The following is a 25,686-nucleotide window of genomic DNA, read 5'->3' on the forward strand; positions in this document are numbered from 1 at the left end:
GAAGTTATACCGTCCCGTCATCGAACGCACCACCCGATCGCGAGAGGGACAACGTTGCTGTGTCTGACACTGTGAAATCACTGACGCTGGCCGCATGCTGTGGCGCGGTCGCAAGCCTGGCAACGGGCCTTGTCCGTCCCCGCCGCCCCGACCAGCGGTTTCTGCGCGGCTTGACCGACGCGGGGCTACCGGACACGGCGGTGTCGGTCAGCGTGTCCGCACTGCGACAGGTGCCACGGTCCGTGCCCACCGCACTGATCGTGGAGGGGCTGCGGCAGCCACCTCGAATCGCGAATTCGCTGCTGTCGTTCGTGATCACCCACCCGGAATCGACGTTCATCGTGGATCCGAGTGTCTGCCTGGATGTCGACAGCCGCGCCATTGCCGAATTGCCGGCGTTCCTGCGGGTCGCGGTGCGTCCCCCGGCCGACACCGTCGCCACCGTTACCGCGCTGCGTGAGCGGCCGTATTCCGGCCTGGATTTCGCGCTGCCGACGCACACGCATTGGGACCACGTATGCGGACTCCTCGATCTTCCCGAACTGCCGGTACATCTGCACCGCCGCGAACACGACTGGGTCATGCAAGGCTCGATCGCACCCGTGGGTGGCGTCCGCGAGGCCCTGCGCGGCCGGGGCATTGTCCAGTACGAACTGGACGGCCCGCCGATCCTCACGTTTGCCGCCAGCCACGACCTCTTCGGCGACGGTTCCGTCGTGCTCGTCGACCTCGCAGGACACACACCTGGCAGCGTCGGAGTTCTGGCGCACACGGCAACGGGCTGGGTGCTCCTCGCCGGCGACGCTGCCTGGCACACCGACCAGATCGACCTCATCCGGCAGAAGGCCGGCTACCCCGGCGAGCTCGCCGACGAAGACCGGCACGAGACCTTCCGGACGCTGCATCGCCTACACGCCGTCAAGGACCGAGTCGCGATCATCCCGACGCACGACCACCGCGCGGCCCAGCAGCTGCCGACTTGATCACTCAGAGAGACACATGCGGTCACACAGGCTGTCGTCCGGCGCATAGGGGCCGATCCGATCGTGTGCGGGAATCGGCGGCCATTGTCGCGACGAGCGGCTGCTGACCGTCCTGGAGGTGGTAGCTCCCCGGATACAGGCACACCCTGGAGGCTTCTCAGCCACGGCGGAGCTGACCGGTGTTCTGCGGTATTGGGGTCGCGATGCAGAAGGCGTAGGCGACCGCATCGTACCTGGTGGCCACTTCGCTTCCGCGTCAGTTCACTGTCATCCTCCAGGGCGGCTCGGTACGGGGCGGAGAGGTCTCGTCCCCGGCGCCACAGCCAGTCGATCCGCTCGTAGAGCGCCTACCGAGTGAGCCCTTCCGCAGCCTCCGGCATGCGGCTGGAGCCGCCTCCCCACGAACAGCCCAACAAGCATCCAAGCCGACTGTCACGGCATCAGAGGCTTCTGCCAGAGCCCCAAGAGGGCGGTTCGTGACGTGATGTCCATTTCCGGCCAAGTCCGCGCAACAGGTCGGGCGGATGGCAAACTGAACAGATGATCGACGATCTTCCCGCTGGTCTGACGGCTCGGCACCTTGCCGACGAAGACCATCTCTCGGTGCTCGCTGTACTGGACACTTGGTGGGGTGGCCTGAAAGGGAGGGCAGGGTCGACCGAACGGGCACTGCTTCTGCCCCGGCTCTACTTCCAGCATTTCACCACCACCAGTTTCCTGGTAGAACACGACAGTGGAGAGGTAGCCGCCTTCCTGGTCGGCTTCCTGTCGCCAACCCTGCCCGACACCGCCTATGTGCACTTCGTCGGCGTCGACCCGGCACTGCATGGTCAAGGAATCGGGAGCACCCTCTACCGGGCCTTCTTCGCGCTCGCTCAGTCCCATGGGCGCCGTTACGTGCACTGCATCACCAGTCCGGAGAACGTCGCGTCGCGGGCATTTCACACTCGGCTCGGTTTCGCGGCCTCAGCCGTGAAGCCGGACTACGACGGCCCCGGACTCGATCGGGTGGCGTTCACCATCGACCTCTCCGCGGACCCGGCTGCCATCCCCTAGCGGGACGGTGCCTCAGCTCAGCACCCATGAGTCGCAGACCTAAGGCCCGTCGTTTGGATCATCTGGTAGTTGGCCAAGGCTGCTGACTGAGACTCGATCGCGGTACCGATAGTGGCGTATGCGTCGGCGCGGAGGACTTCCACAGGGCTCACGGGAGCAGTTCGATGTGCGGATGGTCCGGGGATGCCGGGCAGACGTGGAGTTGGAGGTCGTAGCCGCCGATGATGTCGATCAAGGTGAAGTTGCCGTCCTGGGCGCCCAGGAGAGGCGGGGCCGGGTTCGTCCGTTCCTCCACGGCGATCCAGGTCCCGCTGCCGCCGTCCCATTCCCAGGAGGCGATGGTGAGGAGCGGGACCTGCTCGGTGCCGCACTCGGGGCAGGGGCGGGGCTTGGGGTCGGTGCGGGGCCAGCTGCTCCAGCCGCCGGTCTTCCAGCCGGGGGCGGTGGAGAGGTTGTTCTGGTAGAGCTCACCCGGGTCGTCCGCGTACGTGTTGTACCGCGCAGGATCGATCGTCTCCCAGCGGCTCATGTCGTCCAGCTGGTCCCGGAGCTCCTTGCTCAGTTCCCCGGGGTGGGGGAATTCGGTGACCTGCTCCGGTGAGAACAGACACGGCTCCGGGAGGTAGCAGTCCCGCTGGACGATGGGCGGCTCGGGCGGTGCGTCGAGAACGTCGGTGACGGTGGCGGAGGAACGCCAGAAGAGGGCTGTCCGGGGGTGGGCCATCTCGTGGTCGAAGGGGCACCAGAGGACCTGGAGGAGGTCCGCGTCGGGCGGGCACGGGAAGGGGACGTCACGGGCGTAGAGCTGGGCGACGGGCAGGAGGGGGATCGGGCCGTCGAACCACGGGCGGCCCACCTCGATCCGCTCCCAGGTCGCCCGTTCCTCGGGGGTCCACCGGGGTGCCTCGGGGTCGAGGCGCAACCGCTCGGCCGCTACGGCGCGGTCGCGGCGGAGCCGGACATCGTCCGGTGAGTAGACCATCGGCGCCGCGTGCCTGTCGTGCGGCTCGTCGCAGTGCGGCCACGGCTCGCCGGCGGGCCACAGGAGCGGGCCGCCGACGGAGCTGTCGTGCACGGTCGGCGTCCCCGGCCGCGGGTGCAGCCGGGTCGCCGTCCGCGCCAGAGGAGCCAGCTGAGGGAAGAGCGCGGTGATGTCGAACGGCCGCGGTGGGGTGGTAAAGATGGCGTTCACAGCGGTGATGCTGCCAGCAGCGTCTGACAATGGGCGTACCGATCTACGTCAGCTGACACCACACAGCTTCCCTATGTCAGCAGGCGGACCAGAGGAAGATGCCAGCAATATGGAGTCCGGCCAGGTAGATGGTCGCGGTCTTCTCGTAGCGTGTGGCGATGCCGCGCCACTGCTTCAGGCGGTTGATGCACCGTTCGACGGTGTTGCGCTGCTTGTAGGTCTCGCGGTCGAACGCTGGCCGTCTCCCGCCCCGGCTGCCCCTCCGCAGCCGATGGCCACGTCTATCTGCTGGCACGGGGATCACCGCGCGGATGCCGCGCTTGCTCAGGTGATCGCGGATCGCGCGGGAGGGAATACGCCTTGTCGGCCATGACTACGTCAGGCCTGGTTCGAGGCGGTCCGCGGCGACGCGGTACACGTAGGCCGGCCATGACGTCCATGAAGGTGGGTGCGTCGCCCGCTTGACCGTTGGTCAGGACAAACACAAGGGGACGACAGCGGCCGTCGGCAGCAAGATGGCTTCGTTGTAAGTCCCCCGCGCGACCGGCCGATGGCGTGGTCGTGCGGCTCGGCCGCCGGGGCCCCTTTTTGCGGGCCCCGGCGGCGTGCTGATGAGCGCGCACGATTGTTGGGTCCACCAAGACGACCCAGTCAAGCTCCTTGTCGGCGTGGGCCTGGGCCATCAGCGCCGTGAACACCCGCTCCCAAGTGCCATCGACGGCCCACATCCGCAGTCGGTTGTAGACGCCTCGCCAGTTCCCGTAACTTCTCCGGCAGTTGGACCCACTGCGTTCCCGTCCGGAACTTGAAGGCGATCGCGTCGATCACCTCACGGTGATCCCGCCAACGGCCACCCCTCTTCGGCGTCCGGTCCGGAAGTAACGGCTCGATCCGCGCCCACTGGGCGTCAGCCAGCGACATGCCCAGATCAACGTCCCACTGATCCAAACGAAACTGCCTGGGTGACCCGCTGTCACATTCTCGGCCATGTGACTCCCCCTCCAACTAACCGCGAGTGGGAATCCGAGCTGGCCAGAGATCCGTTCCCGGCTGTCCCCGCTGGTCCACGAGCACATCAACTTCCACGGCCGCTGTCCGATCGTCCGCAGCCACGGCGACGGGCCCTGCAGGAACCGAACGCCAGCGAGGAATGGGACGCAAGCGACTTTGGTGCCGCCCCGCAGGGAGAGGGCGGCACCAAGGCCGTAGCCCATCGTGGTGTTGACGTTGGCGTGGCCGGCGATGGCCTGCGCGATGTGAGGCGGGAGGCCGGAGCAGACGGCATCGGAGATGAACAGGCGCCGGAAGTCGTGGGGGAAGTCCAGAGGTTCGCCGGTCGAGTCGGTGCGGCCGAAGAAGGTGAGAACCTCGCCAAGCGCTCTGCGAATGAGTCCGCCGCTCATGCGGGAGTCTTCACCGCTGCGGTCCGACTGGCACAGCAGGGGGACGATCTCTCTCGCCGGTGGTGGGTAGCCGGTACGGATCATGGCCATTCGAGACCGGGGCACCATGTACCGCATGACAACGATCCGAAACGTCCATGCCGCGTAGACGGCCAGGACACATCCGCGTCGGCGCCCCCGCCAGCCACCGGACGACGAGTGTAAGGCCAGTCATCGACGGTCTGTCTTCGCGTGCACTGTCCGAGATCTTCCGTCTCGAGCACACCCGCAACTATCTGCAGCCAGGCGACGTCAGCGCGGCTTTGGGCCTGTGGAAGGACTACGTCCACCAGCCCAAGCGTGATCTGTGGCATGACTACGAGTGGGGCAATGTGCACTGGTACTGCTGCGGCAGCCCTCTCGAAGCCCGAGTCCTCCTCGACACCGTGATGCAGGCCGTATCCCCAAGAAGCGCCCGCGAACTTCGAAAGATCGTCAGCCGGTCAGACGCCATCTGGAATCTTCCGTCCCCGCCCTACGATGCGGACGGAAGATAAAGGACGAGCTCAGTAGGTATTTTTTTTACCCAGGTCGACTGAAAGATCCCGAAGGTCGCCTCCGCCCGTGCGGCAGACGAATTGGGTTGCAGTGGCCCGGTGAGCCCGGTGAGGTATCCCCATGGACGGTGCCACACAGCAGGTGCGACGGGCGAGGTCAGGAAAAGGCCGCATGGTCGCGCCACGACCGGCTCCATGGCACGGGCTGGCGGTGCTCGTTGCCCTGATGCTGGCCGCCTTCACCTTCAACACTGCGGAGAACCTGCCGATCGGCCTCCTGGAAGTCATCTCCGAAAGCCTGCGGGTGTCAGTGTCGGCGGTCGGTCTTCTGGTCACCGGCTATGGCGTGACAGTGGCCGTCGCGTCTCTGCCGCTCGCCCACGCCATGCGGGCAGTGCCCCGACGCCACGTGCTCACGGGCCTCCTGGCCGCGCTGGTCGTGTCCAGTCTCATTGCCGCGCTGGCGTCCTCATATTGGTTGCTTCTCGCGGCAAGACTGCTGACAGCGCTTGCTCAAGCGCTGTTCTGGGCCGTGATGAGCCCGGTCGCGGTGGGCCTGTTCGCGCCCGCGGTACGTGGGCGTGTGATCGGGGCACTGTCCGTCGCCGGTTCGCTCGCCCTCGTGCTCGGTGTGCCCGCCGGGACCTGGCTGGGCCGGCAGAGTGACTGGCAGGTGCCAGTCGCCATGCTTGCGGGTCTGGGGATCATCTCCCTGGTGACGATCGCCGTTCTGCTGCCGACCTCACGTCCGGAAGAAGAACACGCCGCCTACGGCATCAGCCCCGATGCCCGCCGCTTCGGGATCGTGCTGGCGGTCGGATCCTTGTCCGCTACTGGGGCTTTCACGGGATATACCTACATCGCGAAGTTCCTGAGCGACGTGAGCGGATTTCCTCCAGGCACGGTCAGTACCCTGTTCATGGCCTTCGGCGTTGCGTGTCTGGCCGGGGTGAGCATCACCGGGGCTCTGCTGGATCGCTTTCCGCATGCCGCGCTGACCACTGCCGTAGCCACTCAGGCAGTGGGCATGCTCGGCCTGTACGCGGCCGGCACCGATCCGGTGGCGGTGGTGGTGTTCCTGGTGCTGATGGGCGGTGCACTCGGGCCAGTGTTCATGGCCACCCAGAACGCGATGCTGCATTGTGCTCCGCAGCGCACGGATATCGCGCTCGCAGCGAACTCCGGCGCCTACAACGCTGGTATCGCGGCGGGCGCCGCGCTCGGGGCACTCGTACTGCCGCTCGCCGACGTGCGGGGCACCTTCCTCGTCGGCGGCCTGTTTTCTGTCGCAGCCTGTGCGGTGCTACTCGGTGCACGGCTGCTGCGTCAACGACCTGAATCCGCCGAGTAGCCCCCCTCCGACGACAGGCTGCGGGTGGCTTCCTTGCCGAGTGACTGTGCGGCCTTTGCGGGTCAGGCGTCGGTCATCCCGTGATGAGTGCCCAGTTCAGGTGGGCTTCGCAGTGTTGCGGGAGGCGCTGTCCCTGCTGATCGCCAACAAGGGCGCGATCGGACAGCTGATCCCCAACGCTGCCGACCGCGTCGTGAAAGTGGAGAACAGGGGATCTGAGCCGGACTGGGTCGAGATCCTCACCTGCCGAGGCGCATAGGGCCCCGCCGTTCGGCACTCCGGCGGGTGGGGACCGGCCGCACGCCGGGCCCCGCCCTGTGCGGCCATGGGGAGCGCCGCCCGGTCACGGGGTGGGCCAGGAGCCGCTGGTGAGCCAGCGGCAGGCGGTGATCAGCGCGGCAGCGTGTTGCTCCTCGGTCCGCCGTCGCCCCTTCGAGTCGGCCTCACCGACGGACACCGGCGGGATCAGCCACTTCTCCGTCTGACCGGGACGCGGCGCCCGAACCGGGCCCGAACCCCCTGACGATGAGCCACCCGGCCAGCCCCAGCTCCCAGGCGAACACCGGGAGCGCGGCGGCCGATCCCGCCACGGAGACCTGCGCGTAGGCCCCGAACATCACGGCGACGCCGGAGGCGCAGATCAGCGGCCCGCCGACCAGCCCGAGCACGGCGATGAAGCGCGGCACGAGCCGTGCGCGGTACGCCAGGTACGCGAGCAGGACGGTGTTCAGGCCGAGGGCGAGGTTGGGCCCGAGCAGGAACGTCCAGTCGTGCACGGCCGCCAGCGCGACGTCGGCGCCGTCCACGGCCCCCGCGTCCCGCCGCAGGGTGACGAGCGCCAGGACGGCGACGATCCCGAGGGCGATGACGGCCGCCTCCAACAGCCGCCCGAAGGCGTACCCGAGCGCGAGCCCCTCGCCGTGGCGCCGCAGGACGGGGAACAGCGCCGCCCCGGTACCGGCCACCGCCACCACCAGCACCACCTCGCAGAGCACCCCGAGCAGCGCCCGCGTGTCGGCGCCCTGCACGAGCAGGCCGTTGTCCGCGCCCAACAAGGGGCGGTACAGAACCGCTCCCGCTATCGCGGCGGCCTCGGTCAGCAGGAACAGCGACCCGGCGGCCACCGCGGTTCTCCGGTCCGGACTCATCTACTCGGTACCCCTCGCTCGACGGAGGTGTACGCCGTACACCTGGCGGCGAGCATAGGTGTACGACGTACACTCGTCAAGGAGAGGGCGCTGTCGACAAGGAAAGGGGCCGAACCGGAATGACCCCGGAGAAAGCCACGCACACGCAACGGATCCCCCTGAACAGGGAGCGTGTCCTGCGCGCCGCCGTCGCGCTCGCCGACGCCACCGGCATCGACGCGCTCAGCATGCGCAGGCTCGCGCAGGAGCTGGACGTCGTACCGATGGCCCTCTACAAGCACGTGGCCAACAAGGAGGAGTTGCTCGACGGCATGGCCGACGCCGTCGTCGGCGAGATCGACCCGCCGGCCGCGAGCCCCGACTGGCAGCGCGTGGTCCGCGGGCGGATCCTCTCGGCTCGGCGGGTCCTGCTGCGCCACCCCTGGGCGGCCCGGGTCATCGAGTCGCGGACCGGCCCCACCCCGGCCGTACTGGCGTACCTGGACTCGATGGCCGGGAGCTTCCGGGACGGCGGCCTCTCCGCCGACCTCACGCACCACGTCATGCACGCGATGGGCAGCCGCCTGCTCGGCTTCAGCCAGGAACTGTTCGACACCTCGGGCCCCTCCGGCCCGCCGGACCCCGAGCTGGCGGCGCGCTTCCCGCACATCGCGGAACTGGCCGCGACGGCCGCACACGACGGGGGCTCCACGGTCGGTGGCGGCTGCGACGACCAGTTCGAGTTCGAATTCGCCCTGGACCTCCTCCTGAACGGCTTCGAGAACCTCCGCCGCCAGGGCTGGACGTCCGCGCGAAAGGCGTAGCGGGTACTGGGGGGGCTGATTCAGCGTCAAACGAGGGAGGGAAGCCCAGCCGAGCCGGGGCCAGCGGTTGTGTGCCAGCCCGCGAATTACGAGCTGGCGCATGATTGGCGATGAGACGTCGAGCGTTGGTCGTCGATCACGGTTGCGGTGGGGAACGTGACGCGCGCAGCGATCACCAGCGCCCGGAGGATCACCGGCCTGTCAGCCGCCGTGATCGCCGAACCGGAAGGCGCCACGCCTGCAGAAGGCGACACCGGGTGTGGAGGTTTGACATGCAGCGTGGCGATCGACCTGAACGTCACGAGACCGGCCGATACTGCCGACCGCGTACGTACCTGGTGGCGCCAGGCGACGCCCCGCAGGGCACGTAGGAAGGCAGGGCCCGCCGCGGGCAGGGCCCGCCGCACAATTCGCCTGCCCCCCCCGGTCGCCCTGCCGTGGCCTTGGACTACGTGCCGGATTCGATGGAAGCAGCGAAGACGAACGAGTGAAATGCACTCTCGTCCTTGGCGGTGAAGTTCCCCTCGAATGCCAGAGGCCGAGGGCCACAACGCATCGAGCCCCCTCCTTCCGCTCCGGATCGCAGAGTTCGATCCGTGTTCGCCGATCGCTGAGACCCTCCACTACTCGGTGATACCGTATAGTGGTACTCAGTAGCACGCAGTACCAAGGGGCCCTGAGGAGGATTCGCAATGGACGACCTGACGGAGATGCTGAAGGGCACGCTCGAAGGGTGCGTGCTCGAAATCATCGGCAGCGAGGAAACCTACGGGTACGCCATCACCCGTCAGCTGAACGAGCTCGGCTTCGCCGACGTCGTCGAGGGGACGGTGTACACCATCTTGCTGCGACTGGAGAGAAAGAGACTCGTCCAGGTGACGAAGCGACCGTCAGAGGTCGGTCCGCCGCGCAAGTTCTACGCGCTCAACGACGCCGGGCGCGAGGAACTCGCGACTTTCTGGGCGAAATGGCAGTACGTCTCATCACGCATCGACAGGCTCAAGGAGGGCGGGAGATGAACTTCTGGGAGACCATCACAGGCAGCGATCTCACCAGGGAATGGAAGGCGTTCGACGCCCGGGCCGAGGCGCTGCCGGACAACTACCGGGCGGCGTGGGAAGAGATCAAGGGCCACCTCTTCCCTCACGGGAGCTTCACGGGCCGCAACCTGATGCCGATCCTCGACTCCGCCCTGGGACTGCTCGAAGAGACGGCGGCGGACGGGCAGAGCGTCCACGAGGTGCTCGGCGATGACATCCGAGGCTTTTGCACGGCTCTGGTCGGCGGAGAAGGGGCTCGAACCTATCGCGACCGGTGGCGTGAGCAGTTGAACAGGAACGTCGCAAGGAAACTGAGCCGGCTGGGAGGCTGACGTGAGCATCCAGGACATCGTCGAGGGCAAGAAGCAATGGCGGGCCCACATGGCTCGGGTCAAGGCGCTCCCACCGGACTACCTGATCGTCTACAAGGAGATGCAGAGGTATTTGTTCAAGGTCGGACCGATCGATCTTCCCGACGGGCCCCTACTCCCCGGGATCGTCGACTTCTTCGAGGAGGGCGCCGCCGCGGGCAAGGGGGTCCTGCAACTCATCGGCAACGACGTCGCCGCGTTCTGCGACGACCTGGTCAAGGACTCACGCACCTATGCGGATGTCTATCAGGAGTCCATCAGCGGGGGACCCGGCACGGCCGAGAAGTAACGTCCGCCGCCGCACGCCGGTGGGCGTATCCCGCGCGCGGCTCGTTCGCACAAGGCGCAGCGCGAACAGACGCGAGACCGGCCACCAGCAGCCGCCGAGATCCTGTCCACCGAGTGGTCGAGCAGGCCGGCGAGACCCGGCTCAGCCCTGCCAACGCCGGCAGCGCCCCGGCGAGCAGGTCTCCGGCGGCGGGCCGCTCGACACCATTTCCCAGGACGACGCGATACGCAGGCCGTAATCGTCCTCGCCCGCCGCCGAGTGAACGTCTTGTGGGCCCTGATCCGGGACCGGCGACGGCCACCGGGCCGGGACGTGGCGGTGGACGTACTACGGGAACTCCACCTCCGGAGCAAAGTCGTCGACCGGGGACTACGTCGCCGTGCAATAGGCGACGAGCGCGGACCAGTATCCCCTCGCAGAAGAGCCGTTCGGCCCCAGCACGGGCAGGCGCACTCGGGCTCCCACCGCTTCCACCGACGCTGAGTGCGGTGGACGCGGACCGACCACACGTTCGCGCAGTTCGTTGATCAGCTGTGCTCTACCCTGACGGAGCTTCGACCGTTCGAGCCAGGGGTGGGGATCCGTATGGCAACGCGCACAACCGATGACACCGGGCCGGGACGGGAGCGGCGGCTGTCGGGCCGTCAGGGAAGGGCCCTGCTCCGCCCCCTCCTCGCGGCCGTCACCGCGCTCCTCGTCGCCGGCCTCGCCGCGGGCTGCTCCGCCCTCGGGAGCTCGTTGCGGGTCGTCTGGGAGGCCCCGGTCGACAGCAACATCAGGGGCTACGGCAACGGCACGTGGCTGGTCGGTGACACGCTCGTCCACAGCCGGTATGACGCGGTCACCGCCTTCGACGCGTTGACGGGGAAGGGCCGCTGGGAGTACGCCCCACCCGGACAGGAGCACATCTGCGCCGCCAGCCGCCGGACGGCCGAGTCCGTCGTTCTGATCGCCCGGGGGAACATGACGGACGCGGGCTGCTCGACGGTCGCCGCGCTCGACCTCACGACCGGCCGCGAACGATGGCACATGCCCGGCACCCCGGGGGACCTGGCCGGGACGTTCACCCAATTGGTCGCCGTCGGCGGCGGGATCGCTGTCCTTCGGGACGCCGACGAGTGGAACCCCGACGCCCGGCCCGGCGCCTCCGGATCGAAGGCCCTGCGCGCCTTCGATCTGCGGACCGGCGCCCCGCGCTGGACAGCGGCCGTGCCTGAGGGCTGCGTGGCCGAGCAGGTCGCCGCCGGGGAGCGGCAGGTCGTGGCCGTACTGGCTTGTGCCCGTACCGAACTGCTGCTCGCCGCGTTCGATCCGGCTGACGGCCGGCAGCGGTGGACCGCGCCCCTCGGCGGCCGGACAACGCCCGTACCGGACGGGCAGATGACCCTGCTGTCCGCCGAGCCGGCGGTCGTACAGACCGGCGGGACGACGGAGGGCCAGCCAGGCGCCTTCCTCGCTTTCGGCGCTGGCGGAAAGTCCACCGGCCGGATCGAGACCACCGGCAGATACGGAACGGTCCAGGCGCACACGCCGGCCCTCGTGGCCGTCGCGGACGGGCGGCTCTATCTCGGCGCCGAGAGCAGGGAGCGCCAGGCGTACCGGGACCGCGTGGTCGCCTTCGACCTCACGAGCGGCAACCAGGTCTGGCTGGAGGACGTGGCCGTGGCGGGCGGTCTGCGCGCCCTCGACGTGACTGGCGGCCGAGTGACCGTCCTCGCCGACCGCGGCTCCCGGAACGACGGCCTCGACGAACTGCGGGTGCTCGACTCCGCCACCGGCGACGAGAAGGAGAGCATCGAGGCCGGTCTAGACGTGGACCGAGCGCAGGGCGAGCTGGCGGACCTCCTCGTTTACGAGGAGCTGATCGTCGCCGTGCGGCAAGATTCGGGGCGCCTCTTCTCCGTGTACACGCGCGAGTGACGGATCGGGGACTGCCCTGGCGATCGCGAGGGCGGGTATTACGGGGATGAGGGCTGGCTAGTGCTGTGACCGCTATGGTTCGCCGGGTTGAGATGGAGGACTGTGGTGTTTGTGGAGATCGTCTTCGCGGCGCTGCCGATCGACCGTGACGAGGTCGAGGAGGCGTTGGAAGCGGCGTTCGAGCTCGACGGCGAGGTCACGGGGGCGGGCAGCGGCATGGGTCGTTGCCACCTCGACCTTGAAGTCGCGGAGAGTCTGGACGCTGCCGTGGCTCTGGAGCGACTGCAGCGCGTGCTGTCCGAACTGGGCGTCGCGGGGTGCGCGACGATGAACGTCAGCGAATGATCAGGCTGCCATCCGGGCGCGTCCGCCCCAGCGAATCCCCTTCTCGCTGCGGATCCGGGCGCGTTCGCGGCGTTCGGCCGCCAGGACATCGCGGTGGCGGGAGTTGGCGTTGCGCCAGCGTAGATAGGCGTGCAGAGCCCTGGTCTGGACCGTTTGGTTGCGGTGGTTCGAGTTGGCGACGGTGAACTGCCGCAGCGGCCCGAAGTGCGCCTCGATCGGATTCGCCCAGGACGCGTAAGTGGGGGTGAAGCACAGCTCGACCCGGTTCTTCCTGGCCCAGGCACGGATCTTCCCGCCCTTGTGGGCGGACAGGTTGTCCAAGATCACGTAGAGCGGGGCGCCGTCCGGGCGGGCCGCGCGGATCGATCTGAGCGCGGCCAAGGTGTTGCCGGCGCCCTTCTTGCGCCGGTTGACGCCCCACAGGGTGTCGTCGCCGATTGAGTAACAGCCATGGAAGTAGCGGACTCCGTGGGTGCGGTGGTAGGTCGCGGGATGCCGTTCGGGGTGTCCGGAGGCGGCCCAGCCCGAGCCGCCGGTCGGGCGGATTCCCAGGGGTCCGAACTCATCGAACGCGAAGACCCGGTCGGGGAAGCGGTCCAGGACGTGCTCGATCCGGTCGAGCTTGGCGTCGCGGTCCGGGTCCGGGGATTCCTTCCAGGTCTTCGTGCGCTGGAAGGTGACGCCGCGGCGGGTGAGTATGCACCGTAACGCCTCCCTGCCGATCCGGATCACGCGGCCGTGAACACGTCGCAGGTAGATGACGAGTTTGCGGATCGACCAGTGCGTGAAGGGCTGGCCGAGCTTGGTCGGGCGAGTGACGGCCGTCGCGACGGCGAAGTCCTCGTCGTCAGGACTGAGCAGGCGGGGACGGCCTCCCGCCCAGCGAGGGTCCAGGCAGGCCAGGCCGATCTCGTTGAACCGGTGGATCACGTCGCGGACCGTGTCCTCGTCCGCCTGAACTAGCTGGGCGATGACTGGGACGCGGTTCCCGCCAGCCGAGGCCAGCAGCATCATCGCGCGCCGGTAGCGTACCGAACTGGTGCTGCCCCGGCGCACGATCTGCTGCAGCTTCTGCCCTTCCTGGTCGGTCAATCTGCGCACACGGACAGGCTCGGCCACCGCACCTCCACCGGTCGGATCGGACGTCACCGCACATCCAACTGCCTCGACCACCAACCCGGCGAACCAACCCGGTCAGAGCACTAGCCGAGCGCCGTACCTGGCCAGACTGACCAAGTACGGCGCTCAGTCACAGTGGCATGTCCGTTCCGATCCCCAGGTCCTTGGACGGCGGCTACCGCAAGGCGTACTTCGCCACCGTCTCCGCCGGCACGGCAGGCTGGGTATTTCGCAAGACGCAACCATGGCGAACCGATCCTGTTCGGATGAGGGCCGGGCCGTGCGGCGTGAGGGGCGCATTGCGGGTGGTGGCCGACCGCGCACGATTCATGTGGCGCTTCTGGCTCACACTTCGAGCTCACACCACCAGGGGGCCTGGAGGTAAGCATGCCGATGCCTCTGCGGACCGGCGCCATCAGCTTCGGGCTGCTCACGATCCCTATCTAGATCTGGCGATCATTTGTGCAGGTCAGCAGCCTTCCCTTTGAGTAGGGACAAAAACGCAGTGGCATCAACGATCAAGGTTGAGACGGCGCGCGAAGGCGCTGTCGGTGGCTCGTGAGACAGTCGGAGCCATGCCGGGCACTGCGGGAGGGGATGCATGAAAGCACTGCCTGAGATTGTCGGGCGTGATGAGTTCGATGCCCTGGTCATCAGGACCGACTACGACGACGAGGCTGCATGGCAAGCGGTGATGGCGGACCTGGCTCAGACATGGGGAGACGACGGAGAGTTCGAAGCCTCCGTTCACCTCATCGATGATCCTGCCTGGGCCGATCTCACGCGCGATGAAGTCCTTACCGCGGCGGGGCGGGACGAGAACCTGAGCGTCGTGTTCCTCGCCGACCGGGTCACGATGCAGTCTGCTCATCGCGCGCTGCTCGCCCTCGACCTCGCCGAGGACGAAGGCCTCGACCCGATGTACGACCAGGAGCTCATCGACTCCCCCCTGCCTCGCGAGTTCCGGACCGCTCCGGCCGGCGTCCACGACGTGCACGCAAATTTGTCGATCGCCAACTTGGACTTCGCGGAATTCGCCGAGGCAGCCTTCGCCGATCCCGACCGTATCTACCGGCCCGACTGAGCAGCTATTGCCGGTTCTCTCCCAGCTGATCTGCCGCAGGCTGGTGCGGGCCCCGGACAGGTCCCGTTCCAGTTCTCGGACGTAGTTGACGAGGGGACAAAGCTTCGACGCGAGGCAGTGAATCGACCCAAGCCCGCATGGTGGCGCTGAAGTTGTTGCTGAACACCCTCAACGCCTCGGTGAATACGGCGAAGGACTCCCGAGCTAAAGGGCGCGGAAGCAGGCGGGGACGCGACAGTCCACGCTGTGCGGCCCAGCCAGAGGAGGACGGCCGCGAAGAAGGCGGCCACGAAGAAGACCACCACCAAGGCTGCGGCCAAGAAGACCACGTCCCGGACCGCGAAGAGGAGCACGGGCAGGAAGACGGCGGCGAGGAAGCGCCCGTGCCTCCTGAACCAGCGGCTGACTTCACGGTCTGCCCGCAGCGGCGGGAGCCCGCTCGACGACCGTGGCCCGCATCCCGTGGCGCCCGAGCCAGTGGGTGAGCGCCGGACCCGCGATGCCGGCTCCCGCGATCAGTACGTTCCGGCGCGCCATGGCGCTCCCCTTCGGCTTCCTCGTGTTCTCTCGCGCCGGGCGACGGCCCGGCGCGCGGTCCGTGCGAGTCGGCCGGGGACCGCTGCTGGCAGACGGTCCCCGGCCGGTTCTCACACGGTGAGGTGCCGCTTCGTGCCGGAGCGGTCGTCAGCGGCCTCCGGGGTGATGCCGTGCTGTTCCTCTTCGGGGCGTCCCTTCTTGGGCAGCAGGAAGGTGATCGCGAGGAAGGCCACCAGCAGACATGCCTGGACGATCAGTGCGTGGTGGAAACCGGTGGTGAAGTCACCGGCCTTGGCCTGGGCGAAGAACACCGAGCCGAAGACCGCGACGCCGATGGAGCCGCCGACTGCCTGGACCGCCGTCAGGACGCCGGAGGCGGATCCGATCTCGTCGTCGTCGACCGCGGCCAGGATGAAGCTGAACAGGGCGGCGATCACCATGCCGGCGCCGATGCCCGCCACCGCTGTGCCGGGAACGATGTCCCAGATCGAGAACGAGGCGGTGTCGAGGCCGTCGAGCTCGAACCACAGAACGACCGCGCCGACCAGCTGGACCAGCGGTCCGATCTGCAGCACCTTCCGGCCGATCCTGTCCGCGAGGAACGCCCCGCTGACCGCGCCGCCGACTGCGGTTCCCACCGCGAGGGGCAGGTTGCCGAACCCTGCGTCACCGGCGGTGAAGTGCTGGCCGATCTGGAGGAACAGGGTCAGTACGAGCTGGGTGCCGATCAGTCCACCGAAGAACAGGGCGATGCCGCCGAGTCCGACGGTGAAGGCCGGTTTGCGCAGCAGGCCCAGGGTCACCAGCGGTTCGCGGCCCCCGGCGGCCGTACGGCGCTGCTGGAAGGCGAACAGGGCGAAACCGATCACCGAGGCGGCCATGCACAGCCACGTCCACAGCGGCCAGCCGTCCTCCTGCCCCTGGTTCAGCGGCAGCACCAGCAGGGCACAGGACACCACGACCAGGGTCGCGCCGACCATGTCGACCCGTACCGTGCGGTCGCCCGCCTTCTTGGGCACGAACTTCGCGGCGACGATCAGCGCCGCGATTCCGATGGGCAGGTTGATCAGGAACACCGACCGCCAGCCCAGGTCGAAGAAGTCCCCCTCGATGAGGAAGCCGCCCAGGACCGGGCCGATGATGCCGCCCAGGCCGAGGACGGGACCGAAGATCGCGAAGACCTTGGTGAGCTCGGGACCGGAGAAGTTCTCCCGCAGCAGGCCCAGGCCCTGGGGCAGCAGCATCGCTCCGGCGGCGCCCTGCAGCAGACGGAAGGCGATCAGCGACTCGATGTTCGGCGCGATCGCGCACAGCAGCGAGCTTGCGGTGAAGGCCGCCAGACCGATCAGGAACATCCGGCGCCGCCCGTAGCGGTCTCCGAGCCGACCGCCCAGGACCAGACCGGCGCCCAGGGTGAGGGCGTAGCCGCCGATCACCCATTGCAGTCCGACGGAACCGGCACCGAGGGATCTCTCCAGGTCCGGCCCTGCGACGTTGACGATTGAGGCGTCCAGGAGATCCATGATCTCCGCCACGATCATCACCACCAGGATCAGCCACCGCCACCGGTAGGGCTCGGTCGTCTCGTCGGGTGTGGGGGACGGGTCACGCACGCTAGATACCTCCATGGTGAAGTAATTCCACCGTGAAGGTAAAGTGATGGCGGTAGGTTGTCAAAGCGGGGTGACCGTGCGGACCGCACGGCAGGAGAGAAAGGCGGGATGGTCGGCATGGAGGAAGCCGTGCGCGACGGTGTCGCGGAGCAGCGTGAACGGCTGATGGAATCGCTGAGGATCTACGGCGGCCACTACGCCGAACTCAGCCGGCGCTTCGCCGCCTGGCTGGGTCTGCACTCCACCGACGCGACCGCGGTACTGGAGATCGCTGCCGCCGAGGAGCGCGGCACTCCCCTATCGCCGGCGCGGCTGAGTGAGCGGATCCCTCTGTCCACGGGAGCCACCACCGCGCTCCTGAACCGTCTCGAAGCGGCCGGGCACATCACGCGTGCCCGCGAGCACTCCGACCGGCGCATCGTTACGCTGCGCAGCGGCGAGCACATCCAGGAACGGGCGGACGAGTTCTTCGGTCCGCTCGCCCACCACCTCGACGCCGCGATGTCGCACCACCCGCCCCAACTCCTCGAACAGCTCGAAGCGTTCATGGCCGACCTGAACACCACCATGGACAACTACCTCGCGGAACAGGACTCGGTGGCACCGCACTCCCCCCGCACCCCTGGTGGCCAGACGCCCTGACCGACGCGGTGTCGAGTACGACAGATCTTCGACGTCGTCTTCCTCGGCACGAGGACCACCACGAAGCTGCCCCGCTCCGAGCGCCGCGTTGTGCTCGAAGGTCTCGGACCTACGGGTTCGCACTGGTCGACGCCCGCGTCGGTCGCGGGCACCGGACCAACGCCCTGGGTACACAGGGAGCGTCGGCACCGGCTGGAGCGATACAGAGCGCGTGACTCTGACCGAACTCCCCCACGTCGGCCAGGCCGAGCACCGCCCGTACACCCATGCGCCGCCGGCGGCAGGAGTCCGCTGGGCACTGCCACTACTCGTCGGCGATATCAGCCTTCCCCGGGTGGGCCGTTCGGCGGCGGCGGACGCTACGCAACCCTTACCCGGGCCGGGCGCCTGCGCCATCCCTCCTCGACCGAAGCAGCTTGGCGATCGGGGTGATCGAGCGGCCCGGGTCGGGCGGCAGGTCACCGGCGGCCGGCACGCCTTCAGCTCGGGACGGAGCGCGTCCTTCCCGGACTTGGACTTCCTGTCCGCGAAAATCTTCCGACACCCGCACCCGGCGCCCGGCACCCGGCGTCCGGCACCCGGTGCGTACGAGCGGCTCGGCGACGAGCGCGTCCGCGTCGTGCGCCGGCTCCTGAGTGGTCGTCATGGGCACGGCGTGGGGGGGCCTTGACGGTAGGTCTCGCGCCGACAGCAGGTTTCTGGAAGTCCGTGCGAAAACCCCTTGCTCAATGGTCAAGGATCGTTGACCATTGCTCACATGCCTACCGATGAGCTTCCCGAGACGTTTCACGTCACCACTGAGGAGCAGCTGCGCGCCGTCTCCAATTTCACGCGTCACCGGATCATGGCCGTGCTCCGCTTCGAGCCCGCGACGATCACGCAGATCGCCGAGCGGGTGGGCCTGGCGAAGGGGAGTTCCAGCTATCACGTACGGCTGCTGGAGCGGGCTGGCCTGGTGAAGGTGGTGCGGACGCGGAAGGTGCGGGGTGTCACCGAGCGGTACTACGCGATGGCCGCGCGGGCGATCGCGCTGCCGGATCCGGGCGAGGGAGGGCCGGATGTGCTGATGCGCCATGCGGTGGCGGACCTGGAGGCGTCGCCGGTGGATGACCGGCACGTACGGATGGCGCATCTGCGGCTCAACGAGGAGCAGTTCGCGCAGCTGGGGGCGCGGTTGCAGGCTCTGGCGGACGAGTACCGGGAGCTGTCCGATCCGTCGCTGCCGGACGCGTCGCTCGTCTTCGCGCTGTTCCACCCGGCACCGCGCGAGCAGGCCGAGGGGGGCACCAAGTGACTTCAGACGTGAGGAAGTTGCCGACCGGATTCGGACGGCTGTGGACTGCGCAGACGGTTTCCTCGCTCGGTGACGGGGTGTCGCATGCCGCGCTGCCGCTGCTCGCATTGACGTTGACGCGGGATCCGATGGCGCTCGCCGTCGTCACGGCCGCCGGGACGCTGCCGTGGCTGCTCTTCGGGGTGCTCGGCGGTGCGCTGGTGGACCGCTGGGACCGCCAGCGCACTATGTGGGTCGCGGACACGGCGCGTGCGGTGCTGCTCGCGATACCCGCGGCGGCGGCCGTGCTCGACGTGCTGAGCATTCCGCTGCTCGCGGCCGTCGCCTTCCTGCTCGGCCTCGGCGGACTCTTCTTCGATACGGCCGCCACGGCCTATCTGCCGGATCTGCTCGGCCGCGACCCCGCACTCCTGGAGCGCGCCAACTCCCGCTTGCGCGGCGCCCAGACCGCCATGTCCGGCTTCGCTGGGCCGCCTGCGGGCAGTGCGCTGCTCGCGCTCGGGCGGGCGGTTCCGCTGCTCACCGACGCGGTCTCGTTCATGCTCTCCGCACTGCTCGTACGCACGCTGCCCGCCATGCCCCAGCCCGTGCCGGAGGTCCGCGAGTCGCTGCTTCGGCAGGCGCGGGCCGGGGCCTCGTACGTCTTCCGGAACCGGCTGCTGCTCGGCCTCGCGCTCCGCCCGGCGGTCGGGAACGTCGCCTTCCTCGCTGTGGAGACCGTCCTCGCGCTCTTCGCGCACGACCGCCTCGGCATCGACACCTACGGCTTCGGCCTGCTCCTCACGGCGGAGGCCACCGGCGGCCTGCTCGGTGCGGGCATCGCCTCCTACCTTGGCCGACGACTCGGCACCGGCACCGCACTGACCTGCACAGCCGCCATCGAAGGGCTTGCCATCCTGGGCCTGGCCGCTGCCACGAACCCGTACGTGGCCGGACTGGCGCTCGCCGTCTGCGGGGCCGGCATGGGCGCCACGATGGTGCTCGCGCCCTCCCTCCGACAGTCGATCGTCCCGGCCCACCTCATGGGCCGGGTCGCCTCCACCTCCCGCATGCTGGCCATGTGCGCCGCCCCCATCGGGGCCTTCCTCGGCGGCTGGCTGGCCACCACCTACGACATCCGCACCCCGCTCTACGCCGCCGCCGCCCTCCTCCTGGCGATGACGGCCGTCACGGCATCCATGACCAGCAACCGCCGGGTCGAAGCGGCGCTGCGCGCCGCAGCCCCGGCCGACGGCCCAGGTCACCCGGCATCCAAGAATCCCGCCCGGGAGAGTGCACCCGACGTGTTGTGACGCCTGCCGTGAAGGCGTCACGACAAGGCTCCCGTGCGCCGGCCGACCGTGATCAATCTCGGCGGCACCTTCTGTGCCGCAACTACTCACGCTCAGACAGCCCATCGCAGCCGCCTCACCCCGGAGCCGCGCCGTCCCACGTCATGAACATCGCGCAGAGCCGGGGGCAGGTGCCTCCCGAAGAAGTGACTGTTTGCTGCCTCAAGTGCTTCTTCATTCAGTGAGCGTTTTCAGCGTTGCCTTTCCAGGGTGAGGACGGCTTTGGCGATGACGGTCATCCGGTTGGGGCTGATGCGGGATCTGCGAAAGATCTGCCAGGATTTCAGCTGTGCCATGGCGCGTTCGACTGGGGCTCTGGCTTGGGCGAGGGCGCGGTTGAGGGTGCGCCGGGTGGAGGTGAGTTCTCCGCCGGGTGGTCGTTTGAGGCCGGTGGTGACGTGCGGTCAGGCGCCGGTGTAGGCGCGGTCGGCGAGGACTGGGATGCCCTGGCGTTCGCAGATACCGATGGTCTTGTGGGTGCGGGGGGGCGGTCAGGTCGTGGGTGCGGCCCGGAAGGGCGGGTGAGATCCACAGCACCTTGCCGGCCGGCTCGGTGACGACCTGGACGTTCACTCCGTGCCGACGTTGCTTGGCGGAGTAGTCGGCGCGGCTGTCGCCGACACAGTCGCACTCGGCGAGGGTTCCGTCGAGAAGAACGAAGTCCGGGTCGTGCGCGCGCAGCGTCTTCAGCAGGCCCGGGGCCCGGTCGGCGAGCATGTTGGTGACGGCCGTGACGTAGGCATGGGCGGTGCCGACGGATATCCCGAAGGCGGCTGCCAGGTGGGCGAGGGTGTCATGACGGCGTAGGTACACGAGCGCTCGCTGGTGCGGCGGGAGTTTGCACCGTCTGTCACCCTCACGGGTGACGATGAGTATCGTGCTCACTCGACCAGGGCGTGAGGCAGGTCGAGTGAGGTGGGATAGGGCACCAATAGGGCTCCTGTGCCGTTGGGTTGAGACGTCGAACACCTCCGTCAACGGCACGCCGGCCCTGTCCGTCGCGGCCCCTGCTCTCACGCTGCCTGTGGCACCCCATCGGTGGCCACGCTGAGGATGCTCGGAGAAAAGTGTCCACCGAAACAATCGGGGAGCGCATTTGCTTCACGACCAGACGAGTCGCCCTTCGGTGGCCTCGCAGACCGGATGGTTTCCATCGGCAATCTTCGTCAGTATCTCCGCCACGGAGTCGAAATAATGAGCCAGTGATTCGTACTCGCCCGTGGTCGTGATCTCACCCACGAACCACCTGCCGATCCGCCCGTCCCGCGTGTCGATGAACTTTCCCGTCCAGCCGTCCTGGTCCGACAGGAACGGGATCCACTCATTACGCCAGAACGGATTGTCCGGCTGGCCCGGAGGGTCGAATCCACCGGGCCTGGAGCGGTTGGCGTAGAGCGTCTCCATCGCCCGGATGCCCAGAAAGAAGCTGCCCTCATCCGGGAACCCGGCGAAGCCGCAACATGCCACATCGTCGTCCACATCTTCCTCAGGAAGATCAAGATTGTTCTGCAGCAGCCACGCCCGCAGATCCTGAGGGAGGGGGATACCCATCCGTTCCTCGGCTGCCGCGAGCATCTGTTCCGTAGCGGGCCCAGGCAGATCCGCGTGTTCGGCCGGGGCGTGCTGCTCAAGAAGATTCATCACGCGGGACCAGCTCTCCACCACACTCATTCCCCTCTGCCCTCTCTGCATGGATGCCCCATACGACTGCGCCACTGCAGGGGTTACCGTTCGAAGCGTCGATGCCGGGCACCATAGTCCCGAAACGCGTTTGCAGAAAAGCCACGTTGGGGAGCGCCGACCGGAGAACCTCGCAGGGATGGTACGCCGAGCAAGCCTCCTGCCCCACCCTCACGACCACCTGACACCTTCCGGCCCGAAGTGCAGGACCGACCGCTCGGCGAGGTGACCGCCCGCCAACTCCTCCCGGACACGACCGCTGTTCCTCGGCGGACCCAGCCGAGGAGCCGCCACAGCACCAGCGAGGACGACATTCGCCGTGGCGTCCTGCACGAGGACTGCACCGGGCGCCCGGCCGCCCGGCCGCCCAGTGAGGCAGTCGAGTACACAGACCGAACTGCCCTGATCCTGTGTTTCCCAGCCGACTTCTCTCGGGCCACCCGGGCCAGCTGGCCGGAGCCCGCATCAGCCCCCACCGCATGACGTCAGTCGCCAAGGCCGTCCTCACCCTGGACAGGGCAAGCTGAAAACGCTCAGTGTCTCGATGGAGACGCCCCAGGTCTCGTCCCAGTCCTCCAGATCGCTTGCGCACGAGACGAGTGGCTGCAGGTCTTCGGGATAGCCGGGCCAATAGGCGACATCGGCCCATGGCCGCTCGCCAGAGGTCCTGGCCCTGACTCTCGTGGACGCCGACCCGGCATACCTTCCGACCTGGGCGAAGCCCGATCTCCGGCTTCGACGCCATGCTTCGTTGACGCATGACGGCTTCAACAAGATTGGGCTCATCAAGCACGAAGCCAGTTGGAGCAAGCAAAGCCTGTGCCAGATCGCCCATCGTTGGCAGATTCCTCTCTGGCTGCTCAAGCGGATCCTCAGCCCACATTTCCCCAACGAACGACCAGTGCCGCGACCGACCATGCCGGAAGACACGCACCAACGGCTCAAGGACCACTACGCGCGGGGCCTCACCGCGACGCAGTCGTGGCGATCATTCCTCGACGACCACGACACCTGGCTCACGCTGTCGGCCGTCACGCAGCTCTACCTCAGCTTTCAAGACTCCACATCAATCAAGCCGCGCCGCACTGATCAAGCCGGAGCCTCGCTGCACCAACAGCTGCACGTTCGAAACGATCGTATAAAGTCCGGTGATCGACATCGGGCGTCTGGTGTCCGGTCACGCCGGGTGGTCGGGGCGGGGCGCGGGGGGCGATTCACATTAGTGGGACACGCGGACGAAAGAGTGCTCCGGCGGCCGGGCGCTCGCGTAGACGAGCGGGCGGGAAGTCGGACGGGCTGACGCGGCGGGGCCGGATCGTTGCCTGGACCGCCGGTATCGGCGCCGTGTGCGTCCTCGGCGCCGGCGGTGCCGGTGCGTGGATCTACAACGACCTCGACGGCAACATCCATGGCGCCCACCTCGACGGCAAGCTCGGCGACGACCGCCCGGAGAAGCTCAGTCCCGGGTCGCGGAACATCCTGGTCGTGGGCTCCGACAGCAGGTCCGGGGCCAACGCCCGGTACGGCGGCATGGAGGGGGGCACCATGCACTCCGACACGCTGATGGTCCTGCACATCCCCGCGAACCGGAAGTGGGCCGCGGTCGTGTCCCTACCCCGCGACTCCTGGGTGCGAATACCGGCCTGCGACAAGGGCGACGGTACGACCTCCGAGGTCCATCACTTCAAGATCAACGAGGCGTTCTCGCTCGGCGGCACAGGCGGCGATGTGGCCGACGCCGCCGCTTGTACCATCAAGACGATCGAAGCCAATACTGGTCTGCGCATCGACAACTTCATGTCGGTCGACTTCCAGGGGTTCAAGGGCATGGTCAACGCCCTGGACGGCATAGAGGTCTGCCCTGAGCAGGCCATCCACGACAAGAAGGCCCACCTCGATCTGGAGGCCGGCTGCCAGACGATCAGGGACGAGAAGGCGCTCGGCTACGTGCGTGCCCGCTACAGCGTGGGCGACGGCTCCGACACCGGACGCATCGGCCGCCAGCAGGAGTTCATGTCGGCGCTGTCCGAGAAGGCCAAGTCGAAGATCACCGACGCCGGTGCCCTCTACCAGTTGCTGCAGTCCCTCACCAAGTCCCTGACCACGGACGACGACCTGGCCGGTGTGAAGCCGCTCACCGGCCTCGCGTCCGTGCTGAAGGGCGTCCCCGAGGACCGGTTGACGTTCCTCACCGTTCCCAGCTATCCGCGCGAAGCCGACGTCCCGACGGACAAGGCCAACGTGGTGTGGCAGTACCCGCAGGCCGCCACCGTGTTCAGCGCCCTGGCCAAGGACAGGGAGATCGACAAGAAGCGCCTGGAGGCGGACGCGAAGAATCCGCTGTACGCGTCCTCCGTGCACGTGCGAGTCCTCAACGGATCGGACACCGAAGGAAAGGCCGCCGCGGTCGCCGAGAGACTGCGCGAGGCCGGGTTCACCGTCACGGGCACCGGCAACGCGCCGCACGCCGGCCGCACCACGGTCACCTATCCCCCGGGCCTCGCCGACCGGGCCGCGGTCCTCGCGTCCCAGGTGCCCGGCGCGCACGCTGTCGAGGACGCCGCCGCCCCGGCGGGCGAGGTCACCCTGGTGGCCGGCGCCGAACTGGACGTCGACGACCTGCGATAGGGCACCACATCGAGAGACCGAGCGAGCTGTGCTTCCGCGTCTGCGACAGGACGCGGGAGTACGGACTACGCATCCGTCCCGGATGCCGTCGTGCTGAGGCGGAACCAACGGTGCTGCCGGCCCGCGGATTCGCCCGCTGACGTCGACGCCGACAATCGAGCGCACGATCTCGTGGCTGTCCGGCTACCGCAGACTCAGCCCCCGCTACGAAGGCAACCCCCGCAACTACCTGGCTTTTCTCGACCTTGCCGCTGCCCTGTGCTGCTACAGACGACTCCTCAAACTCACCACACAGGACACCACTTAAGTGACCCAGGTCACTCAAACTTCGATGGCACAGGAAAATCTCGGCATTTCCTATGTATGTGTGGGGTGTTGAGGGTCGAGGCGTTGTGGGTTGAGACGTTCACGGGTCTGCGGATGGGTCAGTTCGAACGGCTGTTGCGGGTGGTGCGTGAGCGTGGTGGTGACGGTCCGCGGATTGGGCGGCCGTGGTGTCTGCCGTTGGCGGATCGGGTGCTGCTGGTGGCTGTGTACTACCGGACGAACCTCACGATGAGACAGCTCGCGCCGCTGTTCGGCCTTTCGCCGGCCACCGTGTGCCGGGTCATCCAGCGGATGGGACCGCAGCTGGCTCTGGAGCCGGTGGCCCGTCGGGACGAGGCGGTCGACCGGCTGTGGAACGTGGACGGGACGTTGCTCCCAGTCCGGGACCGCAAGGTCGCAGCCTCCTCCCGTAACTACCGGTTCTCGGCAAACGTGCAGCTCATCATCGATGCGGACACCCGCCTGGTCATCGCAACGGCCCCTCCGGTGCCGGGCAACCGGGCCGATGCCCGGGTCTGGCGCGAATCCGGGCTGGCCGAGCACTGTCACGGTGTGACGGTTCTCGGTGACGGCGCCTACATCAACACCGGCCTCGTCGTCCCTCACCGAAAGCGCCCCGGCCGGCCCTGGCACGCTTCAGCACGCTCAGTCGGCGTGGAGGCGCCGCGCATAGCGCCGCGGTCCGGTCGCAGCCGCGTGACGATATGGATGTACCGCTGGCGCTGACCATAGCCGCCCTTTCGATCGGCGCCCAGGGCCGCCACGCTGAGGCTCTCGCCACATACGACGAGGCCCTGCCGGTCTTCGGCAGGATCTTCGGGGCCGATCTCCCGCTGACCTCGCCACAATGGAGCAGGCCCTGACCGAACTCGGCTACGTGAACGTCCCCGAAGAACTACTGGAGAGCGACTACGAAGGCCCCAGCGCGCTGGAGCACTTCGCAGCGCGGCCCACGTGGTGGACGCGGTTCTTCGGCCTCTGGTGATCCGCCCAC

23 protein-coding genes and 5 pseudogenes are annotated in these 25,686 nt (G+C 68.0%); 19 read left to right on the plus strand and 9 right to left on the minus strand.

Features of this window, described 5'->3' with window-relative positions; genetic code table 11:
• Window positions 1-242: 242 nt before the first annotated feature.
• The gene (locus OG230_RS00210) at window positions 243-983 is read left to right on the plus strand and encodes an MBL fold metallo-hydrolase (protein WP_328908059.1); all 741 of its coding nucleotides are present in this window, start codon (window positions 243-245) and stop codon (window positions 981-983) included.
• A gap of 239 nt (window positions 984-1,222) precedes the next feature.
• Here OG230_RS00210 and OG230_RS00215 read toward each other — a convergent pair.
• Window positions 1,223-1,324, minus strand: a pseudogene (locus OG230_RS00215) (GPP34 family phosphoprotein); the annotation flags it as partial.
• 199 nt (window positions 1,325-1,523) lie between these two features.
• Here OG230_RS00215 and OG230_RS00220 point away from each other — a divergent pair.
• On the plus strand, window positions 1,524-2,039 hold the full coding sequence (locus tag OG230_RS00220; protein ID WP_328908060.1) for a GNAT family N-acetyltransferase: 516 nt from the start codon (window positions 1,524-1,526) through the stop codon (window positions 2,037-2,039).
• Window positions 2,040-2,187: 148 nt separating this feature from the next.
• Here OG230_RS00220 and OG230_RS00225 read toward each other — a convergent pair whose 3' ends face one another.
• A complete protein-coding gene (locus tag OG230_RS00225; protein WP_328908061.1) occupies window positions 2,188-3,231 on the minus strand; it encodes a hypothetical protein in 1,044 nt (347 codons plus the stop codon).
• Between the two features lie 76 nt (window positions 3,232-3,307).
• Window positions 3,308-4,152, minus strand: a pseudogene (locus OG230_RS00230) (IS5 family transposase).
• 1,190 nt (window positions 4,153-5,342) lie between these two features.
• Here OG230_RS00230 and OG230_RS00235 point away from each other — a divergent pair.
• Window positions 5,343-6,521: an MFS transporter gene (locus OG230_RS00235; RefSeq protein WP_328908062.1), complete on the plus strand. Its 1,179-nt coding sequence runs from the start codon at window positions 5,343-5,345 to the stop codon at window positions 6,519-6,521.
• Between the two features lie 100 nt (window positions 6,522-6,621).
• The gene (locus tag OG230_RS00240; RefSeq protein WP_328908063.1) at window positions 6,622-6,780 is read left to right on the plus strand and encodes a hypothetical protein; all 159 of its coding nucleotides are present in this window, start codon (window positions 6,622-6,624) and stop codon (window positions 6,778-6,780) included.
• Between the two features lie 184 nt (window positions 6,781-6,964).
• Here OG230_RS00240 and OG230_RS00245 read toward each other — a convergent pair whose 3' ends face one another.
• Window positions 6,965-7,669, minus strand: a complete 705-nt coding sequence (locus tag OG230_RS00245) for a DUF4386 domain-containing protein (protein WP_328908064.1) — start codon at window positions 7,667-7,669, stop codon at window positions 6,965-6,967.
• Between the two features lie 119 nt (window positions 7,670-7,788).
• On the opposite strand from OG230_RS00245, the gene OG230_RS00250 reads away from it, so the two are divergent.
• The 6 genes from OG230_RS00250 to OG230_RS00275 all read left to right on the plus strand — a co-directional run bounded on the left by OG230_RS00250 (window position 7,789) and on the right by OG230_RS00275 (window position 12,437).
• Window positions 7,789-8,472: a TetR/AcrR family transcriptional regulator C-terminal domain-containing protein gene (locus OG230_RS00250; RefSeq protein ID WP_328908065.1), complete on the plus strand. Its 684-nt coding sequence runs from the start codon at window positions 7,789-7,791 to the stop codon at window positions 8,470-8,472.
• Window positions 8,473-9,164: 692 nt separating this feature from the next.
• On the plus strand, window positions 9,165-9,491 hold the full coding sequence (locus tag OG230_RS00255) for a PadR family transcriptional regulator (protein WP_328908066.1): 327 nt from the start codon (window positions 9,165-9,167) through the stop codon (window positions 9,489-9,491).
• Window positions 9,488-9,844, plus strand: a complete 357-nt coding sequence (locus tag OG230_RS00260) for a DUF1048 domain-containing protein (protein WP_328908067.1) — start codon at window positions 9,488-9,490, stop codon at window positions 9,842-9,844. Before OG230_RS00255 ends, OG230_RS00260 begins: the two co-directional genes overlap by 4 nt.
• Before the next feature lies 1 nt (window position 9,845).
• Window positions 9,846-10,172 (plus strand): DUF1048 domain-containing protein, encoded by a 327-nt coding sequence (locus OG230_RS00265; RefSeq protein ID WP_328908068.1) that lies wholly within the window; start codon window positions 9,846-9,848, stop codon window positions 10,170-10,172.
• A gap of 585 nt (window positions 10,173-10,757) precedes the next feature.
• Entirely contained in the window at window positions 10,758-12,092 is a 1,335-nt protein-coding gene (locus OG230_RS00270) for an outer membrane protein assembly factor BamB family protein (RefSeq protein WP_328908069.1), read from the plus strand.
• A gap of 111 nt (window positions 12,093-12,203) precedes the next feature.
• Window positions 12,204-12,437, plus strand: coding sequence for a hypothetical protein (locus OG230_RS00275; protein WP_328908070.1), 234 nt, complete (start codon window positions 12,204-12,206; stop codon window positions 12,435-12,437).
• Here the strand turns inward: OG230_RS00275 and OG230_RS00280 are convergent, their stop codons facing one another.
• On the minus strand, window positions 12,438-13,556 hold the full coding sequence (locus OG230_RS00280; RefSeq protein WP_328908071.1) for an IS630 family transposase: 1,119 nt from the start codon (window positions 13,554-13,556) through the stop codon (window positions 12,438-12,440).
• 601 nt (window positions 13,557-14,157) lie between these two features.
• Here OG230_RS00280 and OG230_RS00285 point away from each other — a divergent pair.
• On the plus strand, window positions 14,158-14,640 hold the full coding sequence (locus OG230_RS00285) for a DUF6924 domain-containing protein (protein WP_328908072.1): 483 nt from the start codon (window positions 14,158-14,160) through the stop codon (window positions 14,638-14,640).
• Window positions 14,641-15,048: 408 nt separating this feature from the next.
• Here the strand turns inward: OG230_RS00285 and OG230_RS00290 are convergent, their stop codons facing one another.
• On the minus strand, window positions 15,049-15,177 hold the full coding sequence (locus OG230_RS00290; protein ID WP_443051466.1) for an FAD-dependent monooxygenase: 129 nt from the start codon (window positions 15,175-15,177) through the stop codon (window positions 15,049-15,051).
• Between the two features lie 110 nt (window positions 15,178-15,287).
• Window positions 15,288-16,790 carry an MFS transporter gene (locus OG230_RS00295; protein WP_328908073.1) on the minus strand — a complete coding sequence of 501 codons (1,503 nt, stop codon included), beginning with the start codon at window positions 16,788-16,790 and terminating at the stop codon, window positions 15,288-15,290.
• 117 nt (window positions 16,791-16,907) lie between these two features.
• Here OG230_RS00295 and OG230_RS00300 point away from each other — a divergent pair, with 117 nt between their 5' ends.
• From OG230_RS00300 to OG230_RS00310, 3 genes are all read left to right on the plus strand, one after another.
• On the plus strand, window positions 16,908-17,432 hold the full coding sequence (locus OG230_RS00300; protein ID WP_328908074.1) for a MarR family winged helix-turn-helix transcriptional regulator: 525 nt from the start codon (window positions 16,908-16,910) through the stop codon (window positions 17,430-17,432).
• 757 nt (window positions 17,433-18,189) lie between these two features.
• Window positions 18,190-18,726, plus strand: coding sequence for an ArsR/SmtB family transcription factor (locus OG230_RS00305; protein ID WP_328908075.1), 537 nt, complete (start codon window positions 18,190-18,192; stop codon window positions 18,724-18,726).
• A complete protein-coding gene (locus tag OG230_RS00310) occupies window positions 18,723-20,018 on the plus strand; it encodes an MFS transporter (RefSeq protein ID WP_328908076.1) in 1,296 nt (431 codons plus the stop codon). Before OG230_RS00305 ends, OG230_RS00310 begins: the two co-directional genes overlap by 4 nt.
• A 230-nt stretch (window positions 20,019-20,248) precedes the next feature.
• Here OG230_RS00310 and OG230_RS00315 read toward each other — a convergent pair.
• Window positions 20,249-20,989, minus strand: a pseudogene (locus OG230_RS00315) (transposase family protein).
• A 169-nt stretch (window positions 20,990-21,158) separates the two neighbouring features.
• Window positions 21,159-21,728, minus strand: a complete 570-nt coding sequence (locus OG230_RS00320; RefSeq protein ID WP_328908077.1) for an SMI1/KNR4 family protein — start codon at window positions 21,726-21,728, stop codon at window positions 21,159-21,161.
• Between the two features lie 1,305 nt (window positions 21,729-23,033).
• Between OG230_RS00320 and OG230_RS00325 the strand changes: the two genes are divergently transcribed.
• The 5 genes and pseudogenes from OG230_RS00325 (at window position 23,034) to OG230_RS00345 (ending at window position 25,677) form a co-directional block, all read left to right on the plus strand.
• Complete coding sequence (locus OG230_RS00325) at window positions 23,034-24,365, plus strand: LCP family protein (RefSeq protein ID WP_443051620.1); 1,332 nt, start codon at window positions 23,034-23,036, stop codon at window positions 24,363-24,365.
• A gap of 154 nt (window positions 24,366-24,519) precedes the next feature.
• Window positions 24,520-24,672: pseudogene (locus OG230_RS00330) on the plus strand (IS5/IS1182 family transposase); the annotation flags it as partial.
• 56 nt (window positions 24,673-24,728) lie between these two features.
• A pseudogene (locus tag OG230_RS00335) lies at window positions 24,729-25,373 on the plus strand (transposase family protein); the annotation flags it as partial.
• Between the two features lie 23 nt (window positions 25,374-25,396).
• Window positions 25,397-25,555 carry a tetratricopeptide repeat protein gene (locus tag OG230_RS00340; protein ID WP_328908079.1) on the plus strand — a complete coding sequence of 53 codons (159 nt, stop codon included), beginning with the start codon at window positions 25,397-25,399 and terminating at the stop codon, window positions 25,553-25,555.
• On the plus strand, window positions 25,540-25,677 hold the full coding sequence (locus tag OG230_RS00345; RefSeq protein ID WP_328908080.1) for a hypothetical protein: 138 nt from the start codon (window positions 25,540-25,542) through the stop codon (window positions 25,675-25,677). Before OG230_RS00340 ends, OG230_RS00345 begins: the two co-directional genes overlap by 16 nt.
• Window positions 25,678-25,686: the final 9 nt, after the last annotated feature.

The sequence above is a fragment of the Streptomyces sp. NBC_00234 genome (assembly GCF_036195325.1).
Taxonomy (GTDB): Bacteria; Actinomycetota; Actinomycetes; order Streptomycetales; family Streptomycetaceae; genus Streptomyces.